33 protein-coding genes are annotated in these 26,403 nt (G+C 38.1%); 9 read left to right on the forward strand and 24 right to left on the reverse strand.

Annotation, left to right across the window (positions count from 1 at the left end):
- Positions 1 to 59: 59 nt before the first annotated feature.
- Positions 60 to 317 carry a DUF2533 family protein gene (locus F7731_RS20635; protein ID WP_151536688.1) on the forward strand — a complete coding sequence of 86 codons (258 nt, stop codon included), beginning with the start codon at positions 60 to 62 and terminating at the stop codon, positions 315 to 317.
- 57 nt (positions 318 to 374) lie between these two features.
- Here F7731_RS20635 and F7731_RS20640 read toward each other — a convergent pair whose 3' ends face one another.
- From F7731_RS20640 to F7731_RS20685, 11 genes are all read right to left on the reverse strand, one after another.
- Positions 375 to 695, reverse strand: a complete 321-nt coding sequence (locus tag F7731_RS20640; protein ID WP_151536689.1) for an MGMT family protein — start codon at positions 693 to 695, stop codon at positions 375 to 377.
- 96 nt (positions 696 to 791) lie between these two features.
- Positions 792 to 1,316, reverse strand: a complete 525-nt coding sequence (gene mug, locus F7731_RS20645) for a G/U mismatch-specific DNA glycosylase (protein ID WP_151536690.1) — start codon at positions 1,314 to 1,316, stop codon at positions 792 to 794.
- 137 nt (positions 1,317 to 1,453) lie between these two features.
- Positions 1,454 to 2,419 carry a S8 family peptidase gene (locus F7731_RS20650; protein WP_151536691.1) on the reverse strand — a complete coding sequence of 322 codons (966 nt, stop codon included), beginning with the start codon at positions 2,417 to 2,419 and terminating at the stop codon, positions 1,454 to 1,456.
- A gap of 236 nt (positions 2,420 to 2,655) precedes the next feature.
- Positions 2,656 to 2,847: a YbxH family protein gene (locus F7731_RS20655; protein WP_151536692.1), complete on the reverse strand. Its 192-nt coding sequence runs from the start codon at positions 2,845 to 2,847 to the stop codon at positions 2,656 to 2,658.
- Between the two features lie 346 nt (positions 2,848 to 3,193).
- Entirely contained in the window at positions 3,194 to 3,631 is a 438-nt protein-coding gene (locus F7731_RS20660) for a peptidylprolyl isomerase (RefSeq protein WP_151536693.1), read from the reverse strand.
- Between the two features lie 83 nt (positions 3,632 to 3,714).
- A complete protein-coding gene (locus F7731_RS27115) occupies positions 3,715 to 3,849 on the reverse strand; it encodes a hypothetical protein (RefSeq protein ID WP_281352582.1) in 135 nt (44 codons plus the stop codon).
- Positions 3,850 to 4,000: 151 nt separating this feature from the next.
- Entirely contained in the window at positions 4,001 to 6,070 is a 2,070-nt protein-coding gene (locus tag F7731_RS20665; protein ID WP_151536694.1) for a transglycosylase domain-containing protein, read from the reverse strand.
- Between the two features lie 239 nt (positions 6,071 to 6,309).
- Positions 6,310 to 7,572, reverse strand: coding sequence for a glycosyl hydrolase family 18 protein (locus tag F7731_RS20670; RefSeq protein ID WP_151536695.1), 1,263 nt, complete (start codon positions 7,570 to 7,572; stop codon positions 6,310 to 6,312).
- 115 nt (positions 7,573 to 7,687) lie between these two features.
- On the reverse strand, positions 7,688 to 8,257 hold the full coding sequence (locus tag F7731_RS20675; RefSeq protein WP_246197353.1) for a histidine phosphatase family protein: 570 nt from the start codon (positions 8,255 to 8,257) through the stop codon (positions 7,688 to 7,690).
- Positions 8,258 to 8,325: 68 nt separating this feature from the next.
- A complete protein-coding gene (locus F7731_RS20680) occupies positions 8,326 to 8,904 on the reverse strand; it encodes a TerD family protein (protein ID WP_151536696.1) in 579 nt (192 codons plus the stop codon).
- Between the two features lie 41 nt (positions 8,905 to 8,945).
- Positions 8,946 to 9,527, reverse strand: coding sequence for a TerD family protein (locus F7731_RS20685; protein WP_151536697.1), 582 nt, complete (start codon positions 9,525 to 9,527; stop codon positions 8,946 to 8,948).
- Positions 9,528 to 9,796: 269 nt separating this feature from the next.
- On the opposite strand from F7731_RS20685, the gene F7731_RS20690 reads away from it, so the two are divergent.
- From F7731_RS20690 to F7731_RS26600, 3 genes are all read left to right on the forward strand, one after another.
- Entirely contained in the window at positions 9,797 to 10,570 is a 774-nt protein-coding gene (locus tag F7731_RS20690; RefSeq protein WP_151536698.1) for a hypothetical protein, read from the forward strand.
- Between the two features lie 168 nt (positions 10,571 to 10,738).
- Positions 10,739 to 10,870 carry a protein YhfH gene (gene yhfH, locus F7731_RS20695; RefSeq protein WP_151536699.1) on the forward strand — a complete coding sequence of 44 codons (132 nt, stop codon included), beginning with the start codon at positions 10,739 to 10,741 and terminating at the stop codon, positions 10,868 to 10,870.
- Positions 10,871 to 11,017: 147 nt separating this feature from the next.
- Complete coding sequence (locus F7731_RS26600) at positions 11,018 to 11,179, forward strand: hypothetical protein (protein ID WP_170289760.1); 162 nt, start codon at positions 11,018 to 11,020, stop codon at positions 11,177 to 11,179.
- Between the two features lie 72 nt (positions 11,180 to 11,251).
- Here the strand turns inward: F7731_RS26600 and F7731_RS20700 are convergent, their stop codons facing one another.
- Positions 11,252 to 11,467 carry a cold-inducible protein YdjO-related protein gene (locus F7731_RS20700; protein ID WP_246197355.1) on the reverse strand — a complete coding sequence of 72 codons (216 nt, stop codon included), beginning with the start codon at positions 11,465 to 11,467 and terminating at the stop codon, positions 11,252 to 11,254.
- A gap of 67 nt (positions 11,468 to 11,534) precedes the next feature.
- Between F7731_RS20700 and F7731_RS26605 the strand changes: the two genes are divergently transcribed.
- Positions 11,535 to 11,681, forward strand: a complete 147-nt coding sequence (locus tag F7731_RS26605; RefSeq protein WP_170289761.1) for a hypothetical protein — start codon at positions 11,535 to 11,537, stop codon at positions 11,679 to 11,681.
- Between the two features lie 40 nt (positions 11,682 to 11,721).
- Here F7731_RS26605 and F7731_RS20705 read toward each other — a convergent pair whose 3' ends face one another.
- From F7731_RS20705 to F7731_RS20715, 3 genes are read right to left on the reverse strand one after another with little or no spacing between them, the layout of a single operon-like run.
- Positions 11,722 to 12,903 (reverse strand): MFS transporter, encoded by a 1,182-nt coding sequence (locus F7731_RS20705; protein ID WP_151536700.1) that lies wholly within the window; start codon positions 12,901 to 12,903, stop codon positions 11,722 to 11,724.
- Between the two features lie 41 nt (positions 12,904 to 12,944).
- Positions 12,945 to 14,645 (reverse strand): putative ABC transporter permease subunit, encoded by a 1,701-nt coding sequence (locus F7731_RS20710; RefSeq protein ID WP_151536701.1) that lies wholly within the window; start codon positions 14,643 to 14,645, stop codon positions 12,945 to 12,947.
- Complete coding sequence (locus F7731_RS20715; RefSeq protein WP_151536702.1) at positions 14,642 to 15,436, reverse strand: ABC transporter ATP-binding protein; 795 nt, start codon at positions 15,434 to 15,436, stop codon at positions 14,642 to 14,644. Before F7731_RS20715 ends, F7731_RS20710 begins: the two co-directional genes overlap by 4 nt.
- 379 nt (positions 15,437 to 15,815) lie before the next feature.
- On the opposite strand from F7731_RS20715, the gene F7731_RS20720 reads away from it, so the two are divergent.
- Positions 15,816 to 17,300 (forward strand): aldehyde dehydrogenase family protein, encoded by a 1,485-nt coding sequence (locus F7731_RS20720; RefSeq protein ID WP_151536703.1) that lies wholly within the window; start codon positions 15,816 to 15,818, stop codon positions 17,298 to 17,300.
- Between the two features lie 144 nt (positions 17,301 to 17,444).
- Positions 17,445 to 18,044: an SCO family protein gene (locus tag F7731_RS20725; RefSeq protein ID WP_151536704.1), complete on the forward strand. Its 600-nt coding sequence runs from the start codon at positions 17,445 to 17,447 to the stop codon at positions 18,042 to 18,044.
- A 194-nt stretch (positions 18,045 to 18,238) separates the two neighbouring features.
- Here F7731_RS20725 and F7731_RS27120 read toward each other — a convergent pair whose 3' ends face one another.
- Positions 18,239 to 18,373 carry a hypothetical protein gene (locus tag F7731_RS27120; RefSeq protein WP_281352583.1) on the reverse strand — a complete coding sequence of 45 codons (135 nt, stop codon included), beginning with the start codon at positions 18,371 to 18,373 and terminating at the stop codon, positions 18,239 to 18,241.
- Positions 18,374 to 18,661: 288 nt separating this feature from the next.
- On the opposite strand from F7731_RS27120, the gene F7731_RS20730 reads away from it, so the two are divergent.
- Complete coding sequence (locus tag F7731_RS20730; protein ID WP_151536705.1) at positions 18,662 to 20,281, forward strand: ABC-F family ATP-binding cassette domain-containing protein; 1,620 nt, start codon at positions 18,662 to 18,664, stop codon at positions 20,279 to 20,281.
- Between the two features lie 68 nt (positions 20,282 to 20,349).
- On the opposite strand, the gene F7731_RS20735 is transcribed toward F7731_RS20730, so the two are convergent.
- Positions 20,350 to 20,478: a YuzL family protein gene (locus tag F7731_RS20735; protein WP_151536706.1), complete on the reverse strand. Its 129-nt coding sequence runs from the start codon at positions 20,476 to 20,478 to the stop codon at positions 20,350 to 20,352.
- A 110-nt stretch (positions 20,479 to 20,588) separates the two neighbouring features.
- Between F7731_RS20735 and F7731_RS20740 the strand changes: the two genes are divergently transcribed.
- The gene (locus F7731_RS20740; RefSeq protein WP_151536707.1) at positions 20,589 to 20,834 is read left to right on the forward strand and encodes a YkuS family protein; all 246 of its coding nucleotides are present in this window, start codon (positions 20,589 to 20,591) and stop codon (positions 20,832 to 20,834) included.
- A 356-nt stretch (positions 20,835 to 21,190) separates the two neighbouring features.
- Here F7731_RS20740 and F7731_RS20745 read toward each other — a convergent pair whose 3' ends face one another.
- The 7 genes from F7731_RS20745 to F7731_RS20775 form a co-directional block, all read right to left on the reverse strand.
- A complete protein-coding gene (locus F7731_RS20745) occupies positions 21,191 to 22,015 on the reverse strand; it encodes an urease accessory protein UreD (protein WP_151536708.1) in 825 nt (274 codons plus the stop codon).
- A gap of 1 nt (position 22,016) precedes the next feature.
- Entirely contained in the window at positions 22,017 to 22,628 is a 612-nt protein-coding gene (gene ureG, locus F7731_RS20750) for an urease accessory protein UreG (protein ID WP_151536709.1), read from the reverse strand.
- Between the two features lie 23 nt (positions 22,629 to 22,651).
- The gene (locus tag F7731_RS20755) at positions 22,652 to 23,338 is read right to left on the reverse strand and encodes an urease accessory protein UreF (RefSeq protein ID WP_151536710.1); all 687 of its coding nucleotides are present in this window, start codon (positions 23,336 to 23,338) and stop codon (positions 22,652 to 22,654) included.
- Positions 23,331 to 23,786 carry an urease accessory protein UreE gene (gene ureE / locus F7731_RS20760; RefSeq protein WP_151536711.1) on the reverse strand — a complete coding sequence of 152 codons (456 nt, stop codon included), beginning with the start codon at positions 23,784 to 23,786 and terminating at the stop codon, positions 23,331 to 23,333. Before ureE ends, F7731_RS20755 begins: the two co-directional genes overlap by 8 nt.
- 9 nt (positions 23,787 to 23,795) lie before the next feature.
- Positions 23,796 to 25,508 carry an urease subunit alpha gene (ureC, locus tag F7731_RS20765; RefSeq protein WP_151536712.1) on the reverse strand — a complete coding sequence of 571 codons (1,713 nt, stop codon included), beginning with the start codon at positions 25,506 to 25,508 and terminating at the stop codon, positions 23,796 to 23,798.
- Entirely contained in the window at positions 25,505 to 25,831 is a 327-nt protein-coding gene (locus tag F7731_RS20770; RefSeq protein WP_151536713.1) for an urease subunit beta, read from the reverse strand. Before F7731_RS20770 ends, ureC begins: the two co-directional genes overlap by 4 nt.
- Before the next feature lie 61 nt (positions 25,832 to 25,892).
- Complete coding sequence (locus F7731_RS20775; protein ID WP_151536714.1) at positions 25,893 to 26,195, reverse strand: urease subunit gamma; 303 nt, start codon at positions 26,193 to 26,195, stop codon at positions 25,893 to 25,895.
- Positions 26,196 to 26,403 lie beyond the last annotated feature (208 nt).

Here is a 26,403-nt window from a genome sequence, read left to right on the forward strand (position 1 = left end):
TTTTTCATTTAACGCAATGCGTAATAGCTGCTATGATAGTTGGCATAAGGAGTGATTTCATGAGTGTTCATAAAGAAATAACGAAGCATGTCAATAAACAAAATCGGAGAATTACTAAATTTATGGCTTTGGACCAGCAAAGGGAATATTATATTGAACAAGCACTTCAACATTGCAGGGAAGGGAAACCATTCACAGCAGACGATATAAACGAAGTGACAACGAGGATTAACGACTTAGCAAAACAGGGCATTCCTCCTAGAAAGAAGCTTGTAACGATTGTAATGATAGAGAAATATGCAGGTAGAAAGAAATAGTCAAGTAATCACGGGAAAAAAGGAAGGTTATATGATCTCCCATCCTTTTTTCTATCTTTATTGATTATTTATTTCTGGTTCATATAAAAAACGTTTTAAATCAATTGATCCAGTTAGTTTAAATTCTATCCCTTCACTCTCCAGGGAAAGTCTTTGGATGGAATAATGCTCATCATCTTTTAACCCAATTTCTCCTTTTGAGTTAATGACCCGATGCCATGGCAAATGATGTTTCTTGCTCATGGAATGCAGAATCCTTACTACTTGCCTGGCACCTCTTGGACTACCAGCAAGCTTAGCAATTTGGCCATAAGTCATCACTTTTCCAGGGGGAATATTTTTTATTATATGTAAGGCTCTTTCTGTAAATGTTTCCACTTGATGCTCACCCTTTATATTAGGCTTTGTTAAACATAACTGTAGATTTGCACTGCAGGCACTCGTTTTTAACTGAGCCTTATATTAAAATCTGCCCTATTCAAGCTCATCCCTTGATTGAGATAGCAGCTTCGGCAGTTCGGCATAAATTTCAATGATTTCTTCTAGTTTCATGCGAACTAAGCCGCTTGATGATGGAGCAACAAAATCAATGACTCCGGGCACTACCGATTCTTCTTGCTTCCCCCATAGAATGGTCCTTTTCTTGCTATATTGCTGATAAACTCCTTTTCCGACGAAACAGACAATTTTCGGTTTAAATAAGTTTATCTTTCTTAAAAGCTCGGTTCTTCCTGCTTCATATTCTTCTTTCGTAATTTCATCCGCAGCTTTCGTTGGTCTAGCAACAATATTCGTCATCCCATATCCTAAATCTAATAGTTTATAATCCTCTGTTGTGACAAATTTTCTCGGTGTCAAACCTGCTTCATGGAGAATTTTCCAAAAACGATTATTTGGATTAGCAAAATGATGACCGGTTTCTGATGAGCGAATGCTTGGATTAAAGCCAACAAATAATAAATCCAGATTTTCTTTCAGATGATCATTTATTGGTTTCATTTCATACACCTTCCATCATTGTAGAATTGATTCTTCCTTAAATGATAGCATAATTCTCCTAAGCTTAGAAAATGAAGAGATTTAATTTTTTCGAATAAAAAAAAGCTTGGAATCAACCAAGCTTTGCAATTAGAAATTTAAATTGTGTTTAAGATTAAGGATTTACTTTCTTGATCAAAAATCGTTGCCAAATGCTCTGGCACTGTTAAATATACAAGCCCATTTCCTTCAAGTTTCGGTGAATACCCTAAAGGAACGGTTCTTCGAATTAATTGTGCATACAGCTCTGGTTCTGAAAGCTGTCGTTCAAAACCTTGAATGGATAAATTTTTTATTAAAGCTAGAGCTCCTGAGACGTGGGGGGCAGCCATGGACGTGCCGCTTAACGTGGCATATTTTCCATTCAAATAGGTAGAGAGAATTTTTTCACCAGGTGCTACTACATCCATTTCATTGTTAGAATTACTAAAATCAGATGAACGGCGATTTAGATCTACAGCCCCTACACTAATAACTTCATTATATGAACCAGGAAAAGCAAATTCGTCTGTTCTGTCATCGCCATCACCTTCATTACCAGCTGCACAAACGACGAGAATATTATTATTTACTGCTTTTTTGATCGCCTCATGAAGCTCCGGCACATCTTGGGGACCCCCAAGAGACATGGAGATAATATCGGCTTTTTGTTCAATAGCGTAATGGATGCCTTTGATGATCCAGTCATATTGTCCAGAGCCATTTTTATTTAGCACCTTTACAATTAGTAAGCTTGCTTCCGGAGCTACACCGATCACGCCATTGTTATTTTCTGTTGCTGCAATCGTTCCGGCTACATGGGTTCCATGACCGTTGTAATCCATGAATAAATCTGGATTCCCTTTATCATCATTTGTAAAATTTCTCCCGCTGATAATACGGTCTTTTAGTTCAGGGTGAGTAATATCGCAGCCCGTGTCTAATACAGCTACTGTCACACCTTTTCCCTTCGTATCTTTCCAAATCTTCGGTGCTTGAATCAGCTCTACCCCTTTCGGAACTTCATTTACCACATCTGCTAGATTCATCAACTCAAATGGAATTACACGAACATATTGCTCCATTTCTTTCCCTCCTTAAGGCGCTTCCGCTTTTGATAGAGATTAATTTGAAGCAGGTTCTAGGTGTTGTCTATATTTTAATAATTCTGAATCTATTTTAATAGTTTCATTTGGCCTGTTTTTCATAGATTTATTGATAGGAATATTTATCTAGTTATTTTTTTCTCCTTTATATCACTTAATTCTTGCTAACGGTAGTAGTTTTTCGAAAAAACAGCATAGGGACAAATATTCTGTCCCTAAATGCCATGTTCAAAGCAATAATGATTGACGAGCTCTTCAATTAAATTATGTTCAGGAAATTTACCAGTAAACTCAAATGGGATTTCCTCAACGAATTTTCCGCTTTTATAAACATGAATCGCTCCATCTTGGTTAACGACGCTATATTCAGCTTGAAATTGATAACCATTTCTTTCGATTGCTCCCACCGCTTTCATCTCCTTTTAACAATTTCCCTTTAGTATGAACCCAACTCGATCATGTTAGTAAAACAAATAGAAAAGCGGAAGCGCCTTCGGAACAATTACAGATCAAATTGTTCCTGCGAGGACTATTCTAAGAAGCTTTCCTTAGTGGTCACCCCCGACAAGCACAAGACGGTCGGCTTGGAAAGGTGTACTTTACCTTTCTGGGACGATTGACTTGTGACCTCGAGGGGGTAGGCGCTCCTCCTAAAAGCTAACGCTTTTACTCGTGCGATGATTATGCTGCCGAAGCGTTCCTTGTGGAGCTAGACAAATAGAAAAAGAGCCTTTAACGGCTCTTTCCAAAAAATTATGCTTCTGTAACTTCAACCTTTTCCATTACATCGCCATTTTTCATTTTTAATACAGTATCCATTCCTGAAGTTACTTTACCGAATACAGTATGAACCCCATTTAAGTGTGGCTGTGGCTCATGAACGATAAAGAACTGGCTTCCGCCTGTGTTGCGTCCAGCATGTGCCATTGATAATGACCCTACTTCATGTTTATGAGGGTTGTTTTCTGTTTCACAATTGATTGTGTAGCCTGGGCCACCAGTTCCTGTACCGTGCGGGCAGCCTCCTTGGCTTACGAAGCGTGGAATTACACGGTGGAAAGTAAGACCATTATAGAATCCTTCGTTTGCAAGTTTCTCAAAGTTTTCTACTGTCCCTGGAGCTGCTTCTGGATATAGTTCAAATTCTACTTTTTCCCCGCTTTTCATTAGAAAGTATCCTTTTTTAGACATACAATCATCTCCTTATGTAAAAAATCCTTCTAATCATACCATTAATGAATAGTGAAATAAAAGTAAAAGGCTGTTTTTTGTTTTTAACTAAATAGCTCAATAAATAAAATTAATATGAAAACAATTAATCCATAAAAAGAAATATGCAAAAAAATGGTTGTTAAACCAAACTTTAAATCATCAATTGTCATCCCCCGTCTGCGAATTCTTTGTCGCATTCGATCACCATCCTTGATATAATCTTATCCAATTCTAACTATTTTGACAATATTCTACCAAGAATGGATAGTGAAGTGAAGAGGGTTGTTCGATTCGATGAAAAAAAGAACTAAGGTGTCCCCTTTTTAAGAGACCTTAGTTCTTGAAGTATTATTGGTTTCTTATATTGCTCCATTTTTCTTTTAAAAATTGCCCGAATTGTTCTAGTTCTTGAACGCCTTCGTTTAATTTTTCTTTCCAAACGGGAAGTTCTTCTCTAATTTTATCGGCTGATTTTTTGATCGTTTGTTCTAATTCCTCTTTAAATTCCTTTTGAGCAAGTTTTTCATTTACTGACTTTGTGGAGAAATCAGCTTGTTCCATATATGGGATTGAACTCTCCATTATAGATTTAAATAATGGAACGACAGTTTGTGAGCTGCTGCTTGATAAATAATGCTCTCTGTCTGTTTTATCATAGCCAAGCCAGACAGCACCAACGAGATTTGGGGTGTACCCAACAAACCATTGATCCTTTGTCCCGTTAATATCCTTATATGGGAGCTGAGTGGATCCTGTTTTTCCGGCAAGCTGAACTCCGTTAATCTTTGTTCCTTTCCCTGTCCCCGATTCGACAACATTAAGAAGCATCGATGTCATTTGATTGGCTGTCGTTTTTGAAGTGACCTTCACAGTCTCTTTCTTTCTTTCGGCAATGATGTTTCCAGTTGGACCGACAATTTTCGTAATCAAATGGGCATCATTTCTTTTCCCTCCATTAGGAAAAGCAGAATACGCTTCAGCTAATATTAATGGAGAAATTCCCTTTCGCATGCCCCCTAAAGCAATTCCTAAATATTCATCTTCTTTCTCTAGTGGAATGCCAAAGCGCTTCAAGGAATCGAGGCCCTTCTCCAAACCAATTTGATCTAGAAGCCAGACAGCAGGTACGTTGAGCGATTCCTCGACAGCTTTATACATGGAAACCTCTCCAGAAAATTTTCTTGAAGCATTTTCCGGAGTGTATTGATTAAAGGACATCGGTTCATCCTTAAGCATGGATGTTGGGGTATAGCCTTCTTCAAGCGCGGGCGTATAAACAGCTAATGGCTTTAATGTTGATCCTGGCTGTGCTTTAATATGTGTGGCCCGGTTAAAGCCACGGAAAACATAACTTCCTCTGCCCCCGACAAGTCCTCTTACACCGCCTGACTTAGGGTCCAAAAGAACGGCACCACTTTGGACAAGAACACCATTTCGTCCACGAGGGAATAGGGAATTTGTTTCATATACCCGTTCCAACCCTGATTGCACATTTTGGTCCATTTCCGTATAAACCCGATAACCTCGTGTAAAAATTTCCTCCTGAGTTAACCCGTACTGATTAATCGCTTCATCAAGAACTGCATCTACATAATATGGGTATTTTCGCTCAATAAAGCTGCCTTTTCCTTCGTTTAATTGAATCTTCTCAGAAACCGCCTTTTTGTATTCCTCTTCACTGATCATGGCATGCTCCTTCATTTTACCGAGAACGACATTGCGCCGCTCGATTGCTCGATCATAATTACGAAATGGATCGAGTGCTGAAGGAGCTTGCAGTAATCCGGCAAGAAGTGCGGATTCGCTTATTGTTAACTCTTGAACGTGTTTATTGAAATATTTATTAGCAGCTTGATCAATACCCCAAGCCCCACTGCCAAAATATACTTGGTTTAAATACATTTGCAGAATCTCATCTTTTTTGTATTTTTTCTCAATTTCAACCGCTAAAAAAAGCTCTTCTATTTTTCGCTTATATGTTTTTTCAGATGAGAGCAACGCATTTTTCGTTAGCTGCTGGGTAATCGTACTTCCACCGCCAGTTATTCTGCCGGCAAAAAGATTTCTGAAAAAGGCACGGGCAATCCCTTTTGCATCAAAGCCATTATGCTTGTAAAACCGTTCATCCTCGATCGCGACGACGGCGTTTTTCACATAGTCTGGCAATTCATCAATCGCAACGCCATCCGAGCGATTTGTTGCTAATCTGCTCGCGACTTCCCCATCCTTATCGTAAATGACTGTTGATTGTTTCAACCCTTCCTTTAATGACTCAACATTCGCTGTTGCTGCGATGAAGGCAAAAAATAAGATTGATAATAATAAGACAGTCGATAAAAGTAAAAGTAATATTTTCGTAATATGCTTATTCCGCCAAAACCTTCTAATTGCTTCCCATAATGGTTGTAATTTATTCATTATCTCTCCTTGCTTAAATCTAATTTATCATCAAGCATCACATATTATACATATTTTTACTCGCTTTCGTAAAGCTAAACACTTTTATAGTATTGTAAAATGAATAGAAACATGGTATAGTATATTTTGCGATGAGCTAATTGCGTAAGACGATTGACACTCCAATTGGAAATGCACGAATGTGGCGTGCAGTCAAATCGCCGCAATACGTAAAAGGATGCCGTTTTGGCATCCTTTTTTTATTTAATATTAAAGTTTTTCGCCAAATATGGCCAATTTTGTGGAAAAGATAGGCTCAATTGCCAGTAAGTCGTACCTAAAAGGCTATATTGGTCGATTAATTTGTATTTTTCCGAAAAGCTGCGAATATCATCAAACCATGTGATATGTCTTTTCGCTCCATCCCAATGATAATAGTAAGGAGTAGCTGCTTGGAAATCATATTGAATAATGGAACCTTTTGATATAGCTAAACTTTGAGCATAAAGCAGAGCGTATGCACTCGTTGTTTGATCACTTTCTTTCCAATCGTATCCATATAACGGCAAGGCGATTTGGAGCTTTTTATTATTTATTAAGCTGTTCGAATATTTAATTACTTCCTCCATCCACCAAATCGGTGACACAGGATTAGGTGGCCCTGTTGGATAGCCATAATCAATGGTCATGACAGCAACAATATCTGCAGCCTTACCAATTGCCGCATAATCATAGGCGCCAACGATCCGGTTTGTCGGGAGATCAGCTGTTTTAGCATGGACATTTACATGAAGAAGATAGGAACCTAATGCTTTTTTCAACTCTTGTAGAAATAAACTAAAATCGCTTCTTCTCGGCGGTGGGATAAATTCAAAATCAAGACTAACCCCGCCATATCCTTTATTTTTTATAAAATTGAGTAAACTATTAATCAAGTTTTTTCGATAGGCTGGATTTTCTAGTACGCGGCCAATTAATTCTGGGCTAAATTTCTGATTTTCGAAATTTCGAATCATTAAAAGCGGTGTTACATTTAATCTTCTGCTTTCTTTCACGACTTGTGCATCATCAACGGTTACATAGGCATATCCTTCATTCGTTAATGAATAAGAGACGATGGCTAAATAAGTAAGTTGATTGGCAATCTCATTCAAGATCGGAATAAAGGCGGACGGCGAAAATGGGATAATAAATCCAAGCGTTTGCATAGAGAGCTTAAGCGGCGAGGGGATATTTATTTTTTGGCCGATTTTGAGGTTATTTGGCTGGATGCTTGGATTCGCTTTTAATATCGCTTGAAGATTCGTTTGATACCTTTGAGCTAATTTCCACAATGTATCCTCGTTAGATAAAATTTTTGATCGTACCGGCAGTGAATGATCTGGGATATAGAGAGCTAACCCCGGAATAATCATGCCGTTAGAAGGAATTTTATTCGCATTTAGAATCGATTGGATCGGAATATGATAAAGCTGTGAAAGAGCCCATAGAGTATCCCTGCTTTGCACGATGTGGATTGACATCTTTTACACACCTTCTTCGCATTCTTTCTTTATTTTATGGTGAATTCCTTCGTAAATAGTACAACTGGATCGATAAAATATGCCAATTCCAAAGAGAATTAGCAAAGTATGAGTCCTATTTTTCAAATATGTAAAGCTTTCCATTTTGAGGATGATTGATTCTTGGACCTTTATATCCTCTTTTTAATAATTCCTTTCGCATAAAGATCATTAATGCTCCGTGACTGACGATCAGTACATTGTCATTTTTTTCAGCTAAGACCTCATCTAAAAATAAATTAATCCTTTCTTTTACTAAAGTTATAGAATCTTTTTGGGATGGGTGGCTAATCATCCAAGCTAAGCGAATAAACACAGCCCAAAGAAGGTACGGCAGTTTTATGTTTCTTTGTAAAAATGGATAGGCCTTTATTTCTCTTAATTTATCTGTTTTAATAATCTCCCCTTCAAAAATAGCTTCGGCTGTTTTTTCTGCCCTAGATAGATCACTTGAATAACATTTTTGCCATTTTATATTTTGCAAGTCTGTTCTTCCCACCTCTATATCGGATAGGTCGTAATCTTCTAACCATTTATGTAATTCAGCCGGATTAACCCATGTTTTTTCAGGAACCGCGTTTTTTACTCTAAAATGTCTGACAAGACCAATTTTCAATTTTTCCTCCTCCACCTTCTTTATAGACATGAATAAAGCACTCCTACAACGGAGTGCTTTTCATAAAGTTTCGATAAAGATAAAGTAGTCAAATGCCTTTATACTTGAAGCCCATAATTGCGGCATAAGGAAGCTAAACCTCCAGAAAATCCGCTGCCTATTGCATTAAATTTCCAATCATTTCCGTGTCGGTATAATTCACAAATGACAACTGCCGTTTCAATTGAGAAATCTTCCCCTAAATCGAACCGTAATAATTCTTGATTATTCGATTCATCAACTAAGCGGACAAATGCATTTGATACTTGGCCGAAATTTTGCTGCCTTCCATCCGCATCGTGGATTGTGACGGTTATGCCAATGCGGTCCACATAAGAAGGAATCTTCGTGAAGTCAACGATGAGTTGTTCATCGTCCCCCTCCCCTTCCCCAGTTCGGTTATCTCCTGTATGAACGACCGCACCACTCGGATGTTGGAGGTTATTATAAAAAACGAAGTCAAGGTCATTTTGGCAGCGATTATTCGCATCGACTAAAAAGGCAGATGCATCCAAATCAAAATCATGTCCACCTTGATATTTATTTGTATCCCAGCCAAGGCCAATCAGCGCTTTCGTTAAGCCAGGATTTGTTTTCGTTAAGTCAATTCTCTGTCCCTTTGCCAATTGAATTGCCATTACAAAAAACCTCCCCAGAATAAAAAAGTAATATAGATGAATTAACCAACCTGCAAGCCAAAATCAGTAGCAATTCTTGCGAGTCCGCCTTGGTAGCCGGAACCAACAGCTGAGAATTTCCATTCACCGTTATGGCGATATAACTCCCCTACAATGATGGCTGTTTCAATCGAGAAATCCTCTCCAAGATCGTAGCGAGTAATCTCTTCATTTGTTTCTTCATTAACAATTCGCACAAATGAATTGGAAACTTGTCCAAAGTTTTGCCCACGGCTTTCAGCATCGTGAATCGTAATAACGAAAGAAATTCTTTCAACAATTGCAGGAACAGCGCTTAAATTAACATTTACTTGCTCATCGTCGCCATCCCCTTCTCCTGTGCGATTATCTCCCGTATGTACAACAGAGCCATTTCCACCCTGGAGCTGATTATAGAAAATAAAGTCTTTTTCAGAGGCGCATTTTCCAGCTGCATCAAGTAAAAATACGCTTGCATCTAAATCAAAAGCATTTCCTCCGTCATATTTATTCGTATCCCAGCCAAGTCCGACAATGACTTTAGATAAACCAGGGTTCGTTTTTGTTAAATCTACCTTTTGTCCTTTTGATAAAGAAATAGCCATTACAATCATCCCTTCAAATAAAAATTATAAGGAAGCAACAGTCAAATAATATATCGAAGGAAAAAATACTTTTTCCCTCTCACACATAGTGTAACTTCTAATTTTAAAAATGTAAAAAGTTTGTCTTTATTAAATCTATTCTACTAAAGATAATTGGCAATTACTACTACAAGATAGGCTAAAAACCAAACTTGCCACCTTTTTCCGATTAAATACATAGGATATTCAATAATGCTATTAAAAAGCAGAAAATGAAGGAGTGTTATTTCTTGGGCTTATATACGAATGGGCAGATTGTGCCTAATCTTTATAATAAAAAGCTGCAAATAAAGGATACCCCTAATCAAGATTCTTTTCGTGTAAATTATTTGCAGGAGGTTCTGCAACAGCAGGAAGCGATCAATCGAAAACTTTCAGATGCATATGAAGAAATCGATGTGCAGTTAACTGAATCCTTCAAAGATATGCATCAAATATTAAAGCGTTCATCTTCAAAGCAAGATAAGGATATAGTTGATATTATGATCAGGCTTGAAAATCAGGAAGAAATGATGCAACAGTTTTTAGGAAAAATGCATAATCAGGAGTCTAATAATAAAATCATTTTGGATCGGCTAAGCGAGTTGGAAAAAAGGAATATTCAAATAGCGGAAAGCTTGAAAAATGAAAGCTTAATCAATCAAGCCATCCTAGATCAAGTGTCAGTTCAGCATGCGTCAACAGAAGCGTTAGCGGGCAAGATAAATGAATTTGAATCCATCGCGGAAAATTTTTCAGGGCAGTTAATGAAGCAAGAAACAATATACGAAGAAATTTCGAAACAGCTTGAGGTGCAAGAGGTTTTTCATACGACTGTCATGCAAAGATTAGATGAACAAGAAGCATTAGTACAAAAAATAGGAAGACAGCTCGATAATTTTCGCTCTGTTTTCTTTGAACGGGTAACGTATTTAAGCGATAAAATGGAATCAGGCATTAGACAATTAGTCAGGCCTGTGAAAAGCTATTTTATCCAGCCGGAAGAAAAAGAGAAAAGTAAGTAAAAATTCCCATATTTACAAAGAAAAAGGAAGGTTTAGCCTTTCTTTTTCTTTGTCTAAAATAAGATTAAAAATATTCAAAAAAGTCTACACTTTTAAGTTGTTTTGTTGTATACTGTTATATAACAAGTCGAGAATAAATAAACTGTATTATAAAAAGGAGAGGATAACATGTTAAAAGGTCGAGAAAGCTTAAAGGTTATGCCAAAAAGGATCTGTGCTGAATGTGGGCAAAAAATGAATGAGCATACAGAATCGTATTTAATGGAATGTGATCGCTGCTTATCGAAAAAATCTGAATAAGGAATTTAAACAGCAATGGAAAATTAATCTTCCATTGCTGTTTTATATTTCATTTGAACTTGTGCGAACAAATGAATAAGTTGGTGCTTAAACTCAAACCTTATGGTTACATCCCTTTTGAAATGAACAATGGAGGTAAGAAACTTAGTGAAAAATGACAAGCAAGCACTAGAAGAGGCGAACCGAAAAGAGAGTAATCTTAAACAAGATAATTATCCAAGTAACTCCATTGATGAGCACCGTTCAGTCGAAACCGGGAATATCTTATTAGCAGAAAAGGAACTTGGACAACAAAATGAAAATTTATAAGAAATCCATAGCTATAGTTCTTTACGTACAAAAAAGACTGTTGATTAAAGGCAACAGTCTTAATCCAATCACTTATTCAATTTGTGGCAATTCTCTCATCTCAAAGTTTGTATCATTACCGCATAGTGGACATTTTAAATCAGCTGAGGCAAATTCCTTGCGCATCCAGCCATTACAGCTACTACATGCATAAACTTCTGTATCAAGCATGACTACTTCTGGTTTATCGTCTTGGCCTCTTCTATTGAAAAAGATAACAAACGCCCCCTTTTTTACTAGTATGGACAAAAAAAGGGAAATTATCCTGATAGAAATCAACACCATAATGTAAATTATCTAAATGGAGGTTCCCTGTATGGACTCAAGAAACTCGGGAAAAAAATTCACTGTCGTTGGAACTGATATTGATGAGGTGAAACGGCTGAACAGTCAATCGGGTCTATCTTATAATGAGGTAAAAACGTTATTGGCCCGAAAGCTAATGAATAAATATCCGGAATAACAGTGAAAAAGAAGTTGCAGATAGCGCAACTTCTTTTTCGTTAATACTTAGAGACTGACAATACCGAATTATGCCCTTTTTCTTCCCTAATTAACCAAATATTAAGCATAACACCGATGAAGCTTAAAATGCTAAAAAATAAGTATAACGTATAAACATTGAATTCTTCATAGATGATTCCGCCGATAAACGTACAGAACCAGTTCCCAACACCATTTCCAAATGCTGAATATAAAGTAATCGCAGTAGCTGTAATATGTACGGGCGTTATATCTTTAACATATTGAAGACCAGCAGGAATAAACAAACCGATTGAGAAGCCTTGAATGACGGCTGTGCAATAAATTAACCAAAGGCTTGGCTCCGTAAAATAAAGCAGCCATCTAATACAGGAAACAATTCCAGCTAGTGTTGCGATCTTCAATAGTCCGAAGCGATGAATCCAACTGCCAGCTGCTTTCATAAAAGGGATTTCCGATAAGACGGCAATTAGAAAGGCAATGCCGATTCCCGTATATGTCCCACCTCGATTTTCAATAAAGAGTCCAAAGTAATTATTATTCGCTAGATTCGGTCCGAAAATAAGAAAAGTAATCACTAGAAAAATGAGAAATCTTTTAACTACGAGAATCTCCTTTATTCCCGCAAGGAGGTTCTGCTTTTTAGATACTTTTTCAGCTGGCATCTTTAATGCAAGGAAGCTAGCAATAATTAATGAAGCAAAAAACGAAATAAAGATGATCTTAGGATTCCATTCAGAAAGCCTTCCCATAATAAATACGGCTAGCCCAAAGCCGAGTGATCCAAATAAACGAATATTGCCATAGTTCACTTTAACAGTACTCGTATATTTAATCGACAAACTATCAGAAATTGGAATAATTGCACTTTGGAAAATAGCCACACATGTTGCGATAATAAATATCCAGTAATAGCCGCTAAATAAGATAAAACCAAGCCCGAATAATCCGGCAATGAAAGTTGTTACGGTAAGTATTTTTATCGGTGCGTTTAGCTTATCTGAAAGCATTCCCCATAACGGCTGAAAGAAAATCATAATGATAGGGCTGATCGACATAATGATGCCAATTTGATACCCATTTAATTGTTCAGCGTCACTTAAATAAACACTTAATAACGGAAGTAAGCTACCAGTACCAAAAAAAGTGAAAAGGTAAAATCCTTGCATCGTCAGTATATTTCTCTTTACATGTCTGTCCATTTTAGAAACCCCTTAATTCGCTAAGTAACAATATTGTAACATTATTTTTTATTCGCGACGAAATTTATTGTTATTCCTTTATCAATTTTCCTGGCACTTAGCTTAAGAGTGAATAGAGCAACTCCGAGTGATATTGCAATCGTCATTACTGCAGAAATAATCATTAATAATATTTGATTGGCGGCTTTCCATTCAAGAAGTGAAACGAGCAGTCCAAATAATCCCATTGGCCTTTCCCCTTCATTAAAAATAGCTATGGTATCCGTAGGAATGAGAACAATAATCGACGGAAGTGCCGCAATGAGCAAATAACCGAAAGATAGGAACATTAATAAAAATGAGACACCTGTTTCGAGTCTATTTTGCGGATTATTTGGATTATATTTCGCGCCGATGGAACCAAGCCACAGGCCTATCCCTGTAATGCCTAATGATATAATTGCTACAACAGCCATCCCAAATAAGATATTAAAAGGATGCCATTTTAAAATTATTCCGCCAGCTATTTCCAAAACAAATAGAAAAACGGCAGGGATGAGCCAATTGATCCAAAACTTTCCTAACGCGATCTTCCAGCCTGATAATGGCAAAACATGGAGTAAATGAATAGAATACGCTTCTCTAGCAATAGAAGACGAAGCAAATCCACTAGTAAGAAACGTAAAGATAAATAAAAAGATCGCTTGGGCAACCATCCAGGATACATCTGGATTATTCATAATTAAACGAATGCTCTCTTCGTCATTCATAATAGATATGACAGGAAAAAACATAAAGAAGACAAATGGAATAAATGCTACCCATTCCCTAATATCTCTTTGAATGGCTCGCCATTCCTTCACACCGATCGCAATAACCGGACTCGTAAGCTTAACACGAACTTTCGTTCCCTTCCGTTTTTTCTTCGGACGATTTCCTTCATTCATCTTGATCCAGCCAGTCCGAAATCCTTTCTCTACTAAGGAGGATGAGAAAGAGAGCATGAATAGGGTGAGAATGATCGTCATAAGAAGAGGAAGAATGAAGCCAATGGACCCAACTGACGCACTTGAAAGGACTTGGGCTGCCCATTCCATTGGGATCCACTTAGGCATTGGCGGAAAATCAGCGACTCTAGCCCTGCTCGGCTGATTTTTCATCAATAAATTCGGCAGCTGAGTTAGGACATAGACGATAATTCCGGCAAGGGCACTCATTGCTGTCATTAACTCTTTTGCACGATGCACCGGAATGATTTGAATTAAAAGCAAATTTAATAAATAGGCAATACTCATCCCGATTAATGTAAATAAAAAGGCCGTTAAATAAGCAATTGGAAAAAAGAGTATACTTGCACGACTAGCAATTCCAAAAACGGTTAATAGAATAATAGAAAATAAGCAAAAGAATCCTGGAAACCCGATAAAGCTTTGTAGAAACTTGAACCAATATATGCTGCGCGTTTTGATTGGCAAAGTAAATAATAATGTTAAATCATTTGTTCCATATAGATTTTTAAATACTTGTGGCACCCCAAACAAAATATTAAAAGTCAAAAGCGCTGAAAAGGCATAGGCATATATAGAGGAAAAAAACTCGCTTGGCAGCGTCATAGCCATTGCGCCGACCGCAAAGCTTAAAATAACGGTGAATATGATAGCGGCAATACTTGAAAAGACAATCGCTATTTTCGTGCTGTCTGGAGCTGTGCGAAATTGGTTTTTTCCCATTTTCCAATATAGCCGTATTAAGTTTTTTGTCATTTCTCCACCCTTTCTTTATCATCTGCCAGCTCTTGGATTAGCTGCTTCATGTCTGTATCACCTGTTAACTCTAAAAATAAATCTTCTAAAGATGTATCAGCTTTACCTTCCTTTTCTCTTAATTCTGCCATTGTTCCAATCGCGATTAATTCTCCATTCTTAATGATGCCGACCCGATCACACATTTGTTCTGCAATTTCAAGAATATGTGTGGACATAAAAACGGTCATCCCTTGTCTGCATAAAGACTGGAGCAAGTTTTTTAATGTTTTGGCACCTTTTGGATCCAACCCTACAGTCGGTTCATCCAAGAATAGCACTTCTGGCTGGTGAATCAGCGCTCCGCATATATTGATCTTTTGTTTCATTCCATGTGAATAGGATTCTATTAATTCATCCGCTCTCTCAAACAGTTCGAATAACGAAAGATACCTCTCCATTCTATCTTCAAATACATCTTGTTTGATTTCAAAAACACTGCCTATAAACCTTAAAAACTCTCTGCCTGATAGCTTGGGATATAGATTGGGATGGTCTGGGATATACGCCATTTTCCTCTTTGCTTCAAGCGGATTTTTCCAAATATCTTCCCCAGCTATTTCTATTTGGCCGCTTCCCGGCTCAAGCAAACCAGTCATCATTTTTATTGTTGTTGTTTTTCCAGCTCCGTTTGGACCTAAAAAGCAGAACAGCTCCCCTTTTTTAATTTCAAAATTAATTTCTTTCACGGCATGAAATGAACCGTATCTTTTCGAAAGATTTTTCACAACGATCGAATGAACATTATTCATCATTAAAACACCTCAACAATTTAATATAACTTGACTATACGTCTATTTTTAGAAAAGGTTCCAGCTTTTTACTTTATTCCAGGATAAATTTAGTATAAATTGTAAATCTCGGATATACGTGTGAGGTTAATGGGTTTTATTCGGTACGAAAAACTTAGTGAACATGTACTCATTTGGCGGTTGTTAACATCAACATTATTATTGGAAGTTTTTGAAGAAGTTGTTAGACGATGTCGAATATTATCAGAATATTTTTTGTTTTATTGGTTGATTATTAATCTAATATATTGTTACGATATGTAATGTAGGTGTTCGCAAGAGAATTCTACTCAACATGGCATCATGAAATACATAGATTACGATTCTAAGGAGGAGTTTTATGAGCCAGTTAACAGTTAATTTGAAAGAGAAAGTAGAAAAGTTCTTAAGCGGGAAAAAACATTTGTACATTAATGGAGAATTCGTAGAAAGTAAATCACAGAAGACGTTTGAAACATATAACCCTGCCACTGGAGAAGTACTTGCTAATGTTTATGAAGCAGGACCGGAAGATATTGATCTCGCTGTTCGTGCAGCCCGCAAGGCTTTTGATGAAGGTCCATGGTCTAAGATGGGAACTGCTAAGAGAAGCAGATTGATGTATAAACTGGCAGATTTAATGGAAGAGCATGCAGCTGAATTAGCGCAATTAGAAACGTTAGATAATGGAAAGCCAATTCGTGAAACAACGAATGCAGATATCCCTCTTGCTGTCGAGCATATGCGCTATTATGCAGGATGGACAACAAAAATTGTCGGACAAACGATTCCAGTAAACGGTCCGTTCTTTAACTATACACGCCATGAAGCTGTCGGAGTTGTCGGCCAAATCATTCCGTGGAACTTCCCGCTTCTTATGGCAATGTGGAAATTAGGAGCTGCTCTTGCTACAGGCTGTACAGTCGTCTTAAAGCCTGCTGAGCAAACTCCGCTTTCAGCTTTATATTTAGCTGAGTTAATTCAAGAAGCTGGCTTCCCGCCTGGTGTCGTTAATATCGTACCTGGCTTTGGAGAAACAGCTGGTCAGCCGCTCGTGGATCATCCGCTTGTAGACAAAATTGCATTTACAGGCTCTACAGAAGTTGGAAAATCAATTATGGAAAGAGCTTCAAAAACATTGAAGCGAGTTACGCTTGAACTTGGCGGAAAATCACCAAACATCATCCTCCCAGACGCTGATTTATCGAAAGCCATTCCTGGTGCATTAAATGGTGTGATGTTTAACCAAGGTCAAGTATGCTGTGCCGGGTCCCGTGTATTTATTCAAAAGAAACATTTTGACAATGTTGTTGCAGATATGGCAAGCCATGCGAAAAAGATCAAGCAAGGTGCCGGTATTCATGCTGATACGGAAATTGGGCCGCTCGTTTCGAGCGAACAGCAAAACCGTGTCCTTAGCTATATTGAAAAAGGCTTGAATGAAGGTGCTCAGCTCGTTGTTGGTGGCGAGAAGCCTCAAGAACAAGGATATTTCGTGTCCCCTACTATTTTTGCTGACGTGAGTGATGAGATGACGATTGCGAAGGAGGAAATTTTCGGACCAGTTATTTCAGCACTTCCATATGAAGATCTTGATGAATTAATTAATCGCGCAAATAGCAGTGAATACGGACTGGCTGCTGGTGTTTGGACTCGTGATGTTGCGAATGCACACTATATTGCGAATAAGCTCCGCGCTGGAACAGTTTGGGTTAACTGCTACAATGCCTTCGATGCGGCATCTCCGTTCGGCGGCTTCAAGCAGTCAGGAATTGGTCGTGAAATGGGATCTTATGCACTTAACAACTATACAGAAGTAAAGAGCGTTTGGATTTCAATGAAATAAGAATAGTCTACAGAAAAAGCCAAAGGGTTCTTCCTTTGGCTTTTTTTCGTTTCTATTTTTTATTCCCTCTCCCCTAATATGTTCACACATTATCCATAGGATTTTTGGCACATATTCATTATCTTTAAATTGGGAGGGAAAATAATGAAAAAAATATATCTCATATGTGGACTCGTAGTGTTACTAGGAATTTCGGCGGGGATTTCCTTTTTTATTATCCGCGATACGACATCGAAGATTCCGGATCATATCACACTGGTCACAATGCACGAAGAAAAATATGATTTTTCTAAAGAAAATAAAAAACTAAAGCTTGTTGAATTTATGTACACCCACTGCCCTGATATTTGTCCGACAACAACACAAAAAATGAAGTTTTTGAAAAGAGACTTACAAGAGGCTGGGGTTTACGGCAAAAATGTAGAATTCCTGACGATTTCAATTGATCCGTACAGAGATGCTCCTAAGACGATGCGCAAATATATGGAAACTTTTGAAATTGAAGATGACGGGAATTGGCTTCTTTTGACGGGGAATCAAGCAAATATAAAACAAGACCAAGCAGAAATTAAAGAACTGGCAAATACCTTTCAGTTCCAATATAGAGATCCTGGCAACGGCTTCTATATTCATAGTACTTTCGTCTATTTGATCGATGAAAAAAACAAATTTATCAAAAAATTCCCTATGGGCGAAGACTTTAACGAAAAAGATGTTTTTAAGAAAATAATGGCTGAAATTTAGCAGCAAATGCGGAAGCGCCTTGGTCACCCCCGACAAGCACAAGTCGAGCCTCTCGGAAAGGTGTTCTTTACCTTTCTGGGAGGATTGGCTTGTGACCTCGAGGGGGTAGGCGCTGGAGCTAGACGAGAAAAAAACGTTAAGCGAATGATATCGTTCAACGTTTTTTGCTAATTTTTCCCAACATTCCCCAATTGTTAGTTTGTACTTGAAGATAACCTTTTACTTTGTGGAAAAGCAATGATCATTTTGGATCTTGGTTTTGTAAAGCTGACATTAATTCCTGCTTTTTTTAGACGATTAACAAGGTCGACGAGCTGTTTTTTGGCCACAATAATAACCCCTTTATCCTGTCTGAATAGTTTTAATTGTACATGATAAATATGAAAAAACTATGAACAACTAAGAAAAATTTAGAATTAAATCTGCAAATTCATTATTAATTGATTACAATTATCATTCACTTTATTTATTCTATGCGCAATGTTAATCTCCTGTTTTTTCTAGAAATTTTTTCATTTATTTTTGAAACTGCCTCCGTTCCCTTTCAAAGGTTAGCGATTACAATAAAAAGATGGTATAATTTATTAGATTACGGTTTTTTGGAGGAATTAAATTACATGATAACAGTAAGTAATGTAGGACTTCGCTATGGCGACCGGAAGCTGTTCGAAGACGTTAATATTAAGTTTACACCAGGTAATTGCTATGGTTTGATTGGCGCAAATGGCGCTGGAAAATCAACCTTTTTAAAGATTTTATCAGGCGAGATTGAATCACAAACAGGTACTGTTCATCTTGGTCCTGGCGAGCGTTTAGCTGTATTAAAACAAAACCACTTCGAATATGAAGAATTTGAAGTATTAAAGGTTGTCATCATGGGTCATGCGAGACTTTATGAAGTGATGCAAGAAAAAGATGCCATCTATATGAAAGCTGATTTTACAGATGAAGATGGGATGAAGGCTGCTGAGCTTGAAGGTGAATTTGCTGAGCTGAATGGCTGGGAAGCTGAATCAGAAGCAGCTATTTTGTTAAAAGGATTAGGCATTGGCGAAGAGCTGCATGCGAAAAAAATGGCTGATCTTTCTGGATCTGATAAAGTGAAGGTGTTGCTTGCTCAAGCATTATTTGGTCAGCCGGATGTTCTTCTATTAGACGAACCGACAAACCATTTAGACATTAAAGCGATTCAATGGCTTGAGGAATTTTTAATTAACTTTGAAAACACAGTCATCGTCGTTTCCCATGACCGATATTTCTTAAATAAAGTTTGTACACATATCGCTGATCTTGACTTTGGAAAAATTCAAATCTATGTCGGAAACTATGATTTCTGGTATGAGTCAAGCCAACTCGCTCAGCGCATGGCTTCAGACCAAAATAAGAAAAAAGAAGAAAAAATTAAAGAACTTCAAGCATTTATTGCCCGCTTTAGTGCTAATGCTTCTAAATCTAAGCAGGCAACATCCCGTAAGAAGCTTCTTGATAAAATTTCACTTGATGACATTAAGCCTTCTTCAAGACGCTACCCTTACGTTGGTTTTACACCAGAACGTGAAATAGGAAATGATTTACTTCGTGTTGAAGGAATCACTAAAACTATTGACGGCGTTAAAGTGCTTGATAATGTAAGCTTTATCATGAATAAAGATGAAAAAATTGCCTTTGTCGGTACGAATGAAATTGCCAAAACAGCGCTATTCAAAATTTTAATGGGTGAAATGGAAGCTGATAGCGGTACATTTAAATGGGGAATTACAACTTCGCAAGCACATTTTCCAAAGGACAACTCGGAGTATTTTGAGAATAGTGATTTAAATCTTGTTGACTGGCTTCGTCAATTTTCTCCTAATGACCAAAGTGAAAGCTTCTTGAGAGGATTTTTAGGAAGAATGCTTTTCTCCGGAGAAGAAGTTCTGAAGAAGGCTAGTGTTCTTTCTGGAGGAGAAAAAGTTCGTTGTATGCTGTCTAAAATGATGCTGAGCGGGTCGAACGTTCTCTTGCTTGACGAGCCAACGAACCATTTAGACTTGGAATCAATTACTGCTCTCAACAATGGTTTAATCAACTACAAAGGATCCTTAATTTTTGCGTCTCATGACCATCAATTTATTCAAACGATTGCGAATCGAATTATGGAACTGACACCAAATGGATTAGTTGATAAGCAAATGACATATGATGAGTATTTAGACAACGCTGATTTGCAGAAGCAAGTCGCTGACATGTATAAATAATCATAAATGATAGGATGGAAATGCCGATCCACGGTGTTCCATCCTGTTTTTTATTCCTATTACATTTCCTACTTTTTCTTTTTGTGGCGGGCGGAAGATGCCTGCCTCCCCCCAGTTTCTATATTCGTTGTTCCTTGTCCCTTCACCTCAGGAGCGCTTAAACCAGCTTTTGATGGATCTTTTTTACGGTTAGACACAAAATCACCTCCATCTTTACTTTCTCATGGCTAAGTCCTATTTATTCGTAAAATCAAAGAATAAAAATCCGGGTAAAAAGCCATTCTATCAACGGAGGAGGTGTTATTGCATGAATAAAAAAATAGCTGTCGAGCAATCGTTAACAAATGTTTCTGATGCACTTCGTGAAAAAGGGTATGATGTTGTTGAATTAAAATCTGCTGCAGACGCAGAAAACTGTTCAGCTTGTGTCGTTACTGGAATAGATAATAACGTAATGGGTATGCAGGATGTATCAACAAAAGCGCCTGTTATTGAAGCAAGCGGATTATCTGCGGATGAAGTATGTCAGCAAGTCGAGCAAAGAATTCAATAGTCTAGATAATCAGAAAAGCGGTAGCGCCTTCGGAACAATTACAAATAAAAATTGTTCCTGCGATGACTATTCTAAGAAGCTTTCCTTAGTGGTCACCCCCGACAAGCACAAGTCGATCGGCTCGGAAAGGTGTACTTTACCTTTCTAGGACGAAAGGCTTGTGACCTCGAGGTCGACAAAAACGCGACGTCCTCCCAAAAGCTTCACTTTTTGTCGTGCGATGTGTAGCTGCCGAAGCATTCCTTGTCCTGTCGCATTGTCGACACTAGTACGTCCTGTACGTCGGGGGTAGGCGCTGGAGCTGGACAATGAACAAAAGACTAAAGTGTCCTATGCTTTAGTCTTTTATCATTTATTTAATATTTCCTTAAAAAGCTAGGAGTAGTTTGAAACCATTCTTCACTAATGATTCGATGACATTCGGAAAAAACTCTTTCAATCGTTTGAGTTAAATTGGCTAAGATTCGAATAGTAAACCCGTGTATTGGCAGCATTGATAGGCCAATTTTATAATCAGTTGTTTTCGTATCGATTAGTTCATATAGGCGTTCGAGAAGTTCAGTGTTCATCTTTTCGCTCACGACGACCATCGAGCCTAAATGAGAGTATCCTTCCATAAGGCCAATCGTCTTCATATTTTGAGAGGAAGGGATCAGTTTCAGATGGTCAAAGGCAACGAGCTCATTTTCCATATATATTTCATTAATGAGCTGCAGCCGATCATAGCTAAACATGTCACCTTCTGATGACCAGCCAGGCGTAATGATATCTGAATAAATAAATGTGGCCCCTTTTTCCATATGGATCACATTTTTCTGGGTGTATTTTGCATCACGGTAAGCAATTAGCGGATCGGGAAGATATTCTAAATAACTGCCCTCTTTCAAGAATATCTCCGTTTCCTGATAGGCGTGTTTTTTCGGTGTTTTGTAAATTTTAGTTGCTGATTGGGTCGTTAATGTGAGTCTGGCATTTTTCTCGACTGTGAATTGTAAATGGTAGCGGTCACCATCTAAATAACCTCCGCCAGGATTTAATATGTAATAGCATGCTTGCCCTGAATCATCGTGATAAATGGGCCGCATCACCTTCAGTGCACCTTGAAAATAGACATTTCTAGCGACTGTTCTTCCGCCCCGATCTTCAGCATCGAGCCGCAAGACTCCTGTCCACTCCGCCATTTTAAGCCAGCCCTTTTAAAAGGGCATTATTTTTTATCCAGTCGATGACATTATCTAGCCCTTCTTCTTTTTTCAAATTAGTAAAGAAAAATGGCTTGTCTCCACGGAACACCTTCGTGTCACTTTCCATAACGTCAAGACTTGCACCTACATGTGGCGCCAAATCGGTTTTATTAATAATGAATAAATCTGATTTGATCATCCCTTGTCCGCCTTTACGGGGGATTTTCTCACCTTGGGCGACGTCGATAATATAGATTGAGAAATCAACAAGCTCAGGGCTAAATGTTGCAGCTAGATTATCTCCACCGCTTTCGACAAAAATCAGCTCTAAATCCGGATGGCTTTCTTTTAATTTATCAATTGCAGCAAAATTCATCGAGGCATCCTCGCGAATAGCGGTATGCGGACAGCCGCCAGTTTCCACGCCAATGATGCGATCGGCAGGAAGAATACCATTGTCCATGAGGAATTTGGCATCTTCCTTCGTATAAATATCGTTTGTTACGGCAGCCATACTAATTTGACCGTTTAAATTACGTGTTATTTTTTCTACTAATAATGTTTTGCCTGCTCCAACAGGACCTCCTACTCCAATTCTAATCGGTTCCATTAGAAACACTTCCTTCCAAATGATTAAGACATAAAAATCCGTATATTGACGCGCTCATGCTGCATTTGAGAAATTTCTAGTCCTGGTGAAACGACCCCAAAATCCGTTTCATCCATTTCTTGAATTTTTTTAGTTGCATCGATGAGAGCCTCTTGGAATGAGAGAATAATTTTTTGTCCGGCTGTTTGTCCTAAAGGAATGGCTCGAACAGCATTCTGAACAAGACTGGAAATCGCCGAGTATAAGTAGAACAAAGTCGTTTCGCTAGCTGAAATGGATAAATGGTGACCAATTATCGAAAAAACAACTGCCGGATGGCCAAAGGATTGACGCTTCTTCAATCGCTCTACATACTCGTCTAACAGCGGAATTTCATAAAGGGACTTGGCAAGCTTAGCCATGCTTTCACCGATTCTTTGCGTTCCTTCTCTCGTTTCGCGAGGTAAATTTTGCACAGTCAGCATCCGATCAATTTTCCATATCTTTAATTGATTATCTTCCTCAAATGCGTGATAGATGAGCTTGCATGCCAGACCGTCCGAATAAATGAGCTGCTCTTGTAAATAGACTAAAAGCCACTCACAGAACGAATCAGCATCGTGTACCTTATCATCCTGAATATATGTTTCCAATCCATACGAATGACTAAATGCACCTGTAGGAAAATTGGAATCACATAGCTGAAATAAGGATAGGATTTGCTTATCCATGACTATGACCGATATGGCGAAACGCTTGCTTTACTTTGCGCTTTTCCCGTTTATGTGGAATATGAAGTTCATTTAATAATTCTTCAACGAGATAATCATATTGAACGAGCATGTCTGCATCTTCAAATTGAGCTGGCAAATGGCGGTTTCCTAATTGGTGGGCAATCGTGCCCATTTCTTCCAAATTTCGCGGGCTAATCACTAATAGATCATCGGAAACAACATCAATGACGATTAAATTTTTCTCATCCATAAAGAGAACATCTCCAGCAATTAGATCACGATGATCTTTTAAACGTATGCCGATTTCCTTTCCATGATCCGTTTTGACCCGCTGAATTCTTTTTACTAAATTGGCACTTTCCAGATAAACTTTCTCAATATGGCGTTTAATGATTTCTTCTTTTTCCATTTCTTCAATATTTGTGACAATTTGTTCAACGATCATGTCTTCACCTCAAAATAAAAAATATCTTTGCCCCATCGGAACGCTATCAACAGGATCACACATAATGAGTTCTCCATTAACTCTTACTTCATATGTTTGCGGATCAACCGTAATTTCTGGCGTATAGGAGTTATGTTTCATATCTTTTTTTGTTAGTTTTCTAATTCCACGCACTGGTAAAATAATTTTTTCTAATTGGAGCTTTTCGTGTACTTTGTCATCAAATGCTGATTGGGAAATAAATGTAATTGAATGTTTAGCTAATCCCTTTCCGACTGTTGCATACATTGGACGATGAATAACTGGCTGTGGTGTTGGAATGGAAGCATTTGCATCTCCCATTAAACCATAAACGATCATGCCATTTTTTAAGACAAGTTCTGGTTTGACTCCGAAAAATGATGGCTGCCAAAGTACTAAATCGGCAATCTTTCCTACTTCAATGGAACCGACATAATCCGAAATTCCGTGCGTAATTGCTGGATTAATGGTGTATTTTGCGATATATCTTTTTGCTCTGTTGTTATCGGAAAAATCACGGTCCCCTTCTAAAATCCCTCGTTGTTTTTTCATTTTATCAGCTACTTGCCAAGTACGTAGGACTACTTCCCCGACGCGCCCCATCGCTTGGGCATCTGAGCTTGTCATACTAATAATCCCCATATCAAGCATTATGTCCTCTGCAGCAATCGTTTCACGTCTAATCCGTGAATCAGCAAAAGCAATGTCTTCAGGAACAGAAGGGTTTAAATGATGGCAAACCATGAGCATATCTAAATGTTCGTCAATTGTATTCACTGTATAAGGCATCGTTGGATTTGTTGAAGATGGTAGGACATTCATATAGCTTGCTGATTTTAATAAATCTGGTGCATGGCCTCCCCCTGCTCCTTCTGTATGATACATATGAATGACGCGATCTTTAATGGCTGCCATCGTGTGTTCCACGAAGCCATTTTCATTTAATGTATCTGCGTGGAGCGCCACTTGGACATCATATTTATCCGCCACTCTAAGTGAGTAATCAAGAGCTGAGGCTGTTGCTCCCCAATCTTCATGAACCTTTAATCCAATTGCTCCAGCGCGTATTTGTTCCGCTAACGGTTCCTCTGCGGCTGCTTGTCCTTTCCCTGTAAAGCCAACATTGATTGGCAGTCCTTCTGCTACCTCGAGCATGCGATGAATATTATATGGTCCTGGTGTGACCGTTGTTGCTCTTGAACCAGCTGTAGAGCCTATTCCTCCACCAATCAATGTTGTTGTACCAGAATTTAAAGCTGTACTGACCTGTTCAGGGTTAACAAAATGCACATGAGTATCAATTCCGCCGGCAGTAACAATCATTCCTTCACCGGCAATGATATCGGTTGCTGCTCCGATGACAATATCAACTCCGTCCATGACTAGAGGGTTCCCTGCTTTACCAATCCCAGCGATTTTTCCGTCACGGATGGCGATATCAGCTTTATATATGCCTGTATAATCTAAAATGACTGCATTTGTAATGACAACATCTGGTATTCCATCACCACGTGTGACGAGAGGATGCTGTCCCATTCCATCACGAATGACCTTTCCGCCGCCAAATACGACCTCTTCTCCATAAACAGTATGATCCTTTTCAATCTGAATAAATAGATCAGTATCTGCCAAACGAATGGAGTCTCCAGTAGTCGGTCCGAACATTTGTACATATTGCTTTCTCGACATTCTAAAACTCATGACTTAGGGCCCCCCTCATCCAATGATCCATCTACTTTATTATTAAATCCGTAAACTCGGCGTTCTCCACCGTAAATAACGAGTTCAATCTCTTTTTCATCTCCAGGTTCAAAGCGGACTGCCGCCCCTGCTGGAATATTTAATCGTTTGCCAAACGCTTCTTCACGATTAAATTTTAAGGCTTCATTTACTTCATAAAAGTGATAATGGGATCCAACTTGCACAGGACGGTCTCCTGTATTAATAACGGAAATTTTATCTAGGTCTCTGTCGGCATTACAAATAATATCTTCTTCTTTTAAAATGAGTTGCCCTGGTTCCATCAATTTTTCTCATCTCACTTTTCAAAAATTATTAAAGTTACAGCAGTAAAATTTTAATTAATTACCTGATTGGACTATGAACAGTCACTAATTTTGTTCCATCAGGAAATGTGGCTTCCACTTGAATATCATCAATCATTTCAGGAATCCCATCCATGACTTCCTCGCGAGATAAAACGGTTGCACCATATTCCATTAATTGTGCGACGGTATTTCCATCACGGGCACCTTCTAATATTTCATATGTAATGAGTGCGACTGCTTCAGGATAGTTTAATTTCACCCCTCTTTCCTTTCGGCGCTTTGCTAAATCAGCTGCAACGACAATAATTAGTTTATCGATTTCCCGTGGTAATAATTGCATTCGAGGTCCTCCTTTAATTTCGAAAATGTAAAAATAATTCTTTTAAATTAGGAAACACTAATCCAATATGAAATATTTTTGTTGAATGGACACAAAATCCATTATTCCCCAAACTTTTTATAATTAATCGTCTCCTTCTCCTATTTCGTTTTATTTTAAAGAATTAATGTTATGGCAAAATAAAAAGTTAAGAAAACATTTATGTGAG

Source organism: Cytobacillus depressus, from assembly GCF_008923245.1.
Taxonomy (GTDB): Bacteria; Bacillota; Bacilli; order Bacillales; family Cytobacillaceae; genus Cytobacillus; species Cytobacillus depressus.

Excerpts from the sequence above, each read along its gene's own strand:
- F7731_RS20635 (WP_151536688.1), top strand. The coding sequence starts at position 60 with ATGAGTGTTCATAAAGAAATAACGAAGCATGTCAATAAACAAAATCGG.
- mug (WP_151536690.1), bottom strand. The coding sequence starts at position 1,316 with ATGAAACCAATAAATGATCATCTGAAAGAAAATCTGGATTTATTATTT.
- F7731_RS20650 (WP_151536691.1), bottom strand. The coding sequence starts at position 2,419 with ATGGAGCAATATGTTCGTGTAATTCCATTTGAGTTGATGAATCTAGCA.
- F7731_RS20660 (WP_151536693.1), bottom strand. The coding sequence starts at position 3,631 with ATGTCTAAAAAAGGATACTTTCTAATGAAAAGCGGGGAAAAAGTAGAA.
- F7731_RS27115 (WP_281352582.1), bottom strand. The coding sequence starts at position 3,849 with ATGCGACAAAGAATTCGCAGACGGGGGATGACAATTGATGATTTAAAG.
- F7731_RS20665 (WP_151536694.1), bottom strand. The coding sequence starts at position 6,070 with ATGAATAAATTACAACCATTATGGGAAGCAATTAGAAGGTTTTGGCGG.
- F7731_RS20670 (WP_151536695.1), bottom strand. The coding sequence starts at position 7,572 with ATGTCAATCCACATCGTGCAAAGCAGGGATACTCTATGGGCTCTTTCA.
- F7731_RS20675 (WP_246197353.1), bottom strand. The coding sequence starts at position 8,257 with ATGTCTATAAAGAAGGTGGAGGAGGAAAAATTGAAAATTGGTCTTGTC.
- F7731_RS20680 (WP_151536696.1), bottom strand. The coding sequence starts at position 8,904 with ATGGCAATTCAATTGGCAAAGGGACAGAGAATTGACTTAACGAAAACA.
- F7731_RS20685 (WP_151536697.1), bottom strand. The coding sequence starts at position 9,527 with ATGGCTATTTCTTTATCAAAAGGACAAAAGGTAGATTTAACAAAAACG.
- yhfH (WP_151536699.1), top strand. The coding sequence starts at position 10,739 with ATGTTAAAAGGTCGAGAAAGCTTAAAGGTTATGCCAAAAAGGATCTGT.
- F7731_RS26605 (WP_170289761.1), top strand. The coding sequence starts at position 11,535 with ATGGACTCAAGAAACTCGGGAAAAAAATTCACTGTCGTTGGAACTGAT.
- F7731_RS20705 (WP_151536700.1), bottom strand. The coding sequence starts at position 12,903 with ATGGACAGACATGTAAAGAGAAATATACTGACGATGCAAGGATTTTAC.
- F7731_RS20710 (WP_151536701.1), bottom strand. The coding sequence starts at position 14,645 with ATGACAAAAAACTTAATACGGCTATATTGGAAAATGGGAAAAAACCAA.
- F7731_RS20715 (WP_151536702.1), bottom strand. The coding sequence starts at position 15,436 with ATGAATAATGTTCATTCGATCGTTGTGAAAAATCTTTCGAAAAGATAC.
- F7731_RS20720 (WP_151536703.1), top strand. The coding sequence starts at position 15,816 with ATGAGCCAGTTAACAGTTAATTTGAAAGAGAAAGTAGAAAAGTTCTTA.
- F7731_RS20725 (WP_151536704.1), top strand. The coding sequence starts at position 17,445 with ATGAAAAAAATATATCTCATATGTGGACTCGTAGTGTTACTAGGAATT.
- F7731_RS20730 (WP_151536705.1), top strand. The coding sequence starts at position 18,662 with ATGATAACAGTAAGTAATGTAGGACTTCGCTATGGCGACCGGAAGCTG.
- F7731_RS20740 (WP_151536707.1), top strand. The coding sequence starts at position 20,589 with ATGAATAAAAAAATAGCTGTCGAGCAATCGTTAACAAATGTTTCTGAT.
- F7731_RS20745 (WP_151536708.1), bottom strand. The coding sequence starts at position 22,015 with ATGGCGGAGTGGACAGGAGTCTTGCGGCTCGATGCTGAAGATCGGGGC.
- ureG (WP_151536709.1), bottom strand. The coding sequence starts at position 22,628 with ATGGAACCGATTAGAATTGGAGTAGGAGGTCCTGTTGGAGCAGGCAAA.
- F7731_RS20755 (WP_151536710.1), bottom strand. The coding sequence starts at position 23,338 with ATGGATAAGCAAATCCTATCCTTATTTCAGCTATGTGATTCCAATTTT.
- ureE (WP_151536711.1), bottom strand. The coding sequence starts at position 23,786 with ATGATCGTTGAACAAATTGTCACAAATATTGAAGAAATGGAAAAAGAA.
- ureC (WP_151536712.1), bottom strand. The coding sequence starts at position 25,508 with ATGAGTTTTAGAATGTCGAGAAAGCAATATGTACAAATGTTCGGACCG.
- F7731_RS20770 (WP_151536713.1), bottom strand. The coding sequence starts at position 25,831 with ATGGAACCAGGGCAACTCATTTTAAAAGAAGAAGATATTATTTGTAAT.
- F7731_RS20775 (WP_151536714.1), bottom strand. The coding sequence starts at position 26,195 with ATGCAATTATTACCACGGGAAATCGATAAACTAATTATTGTCGTTGCA.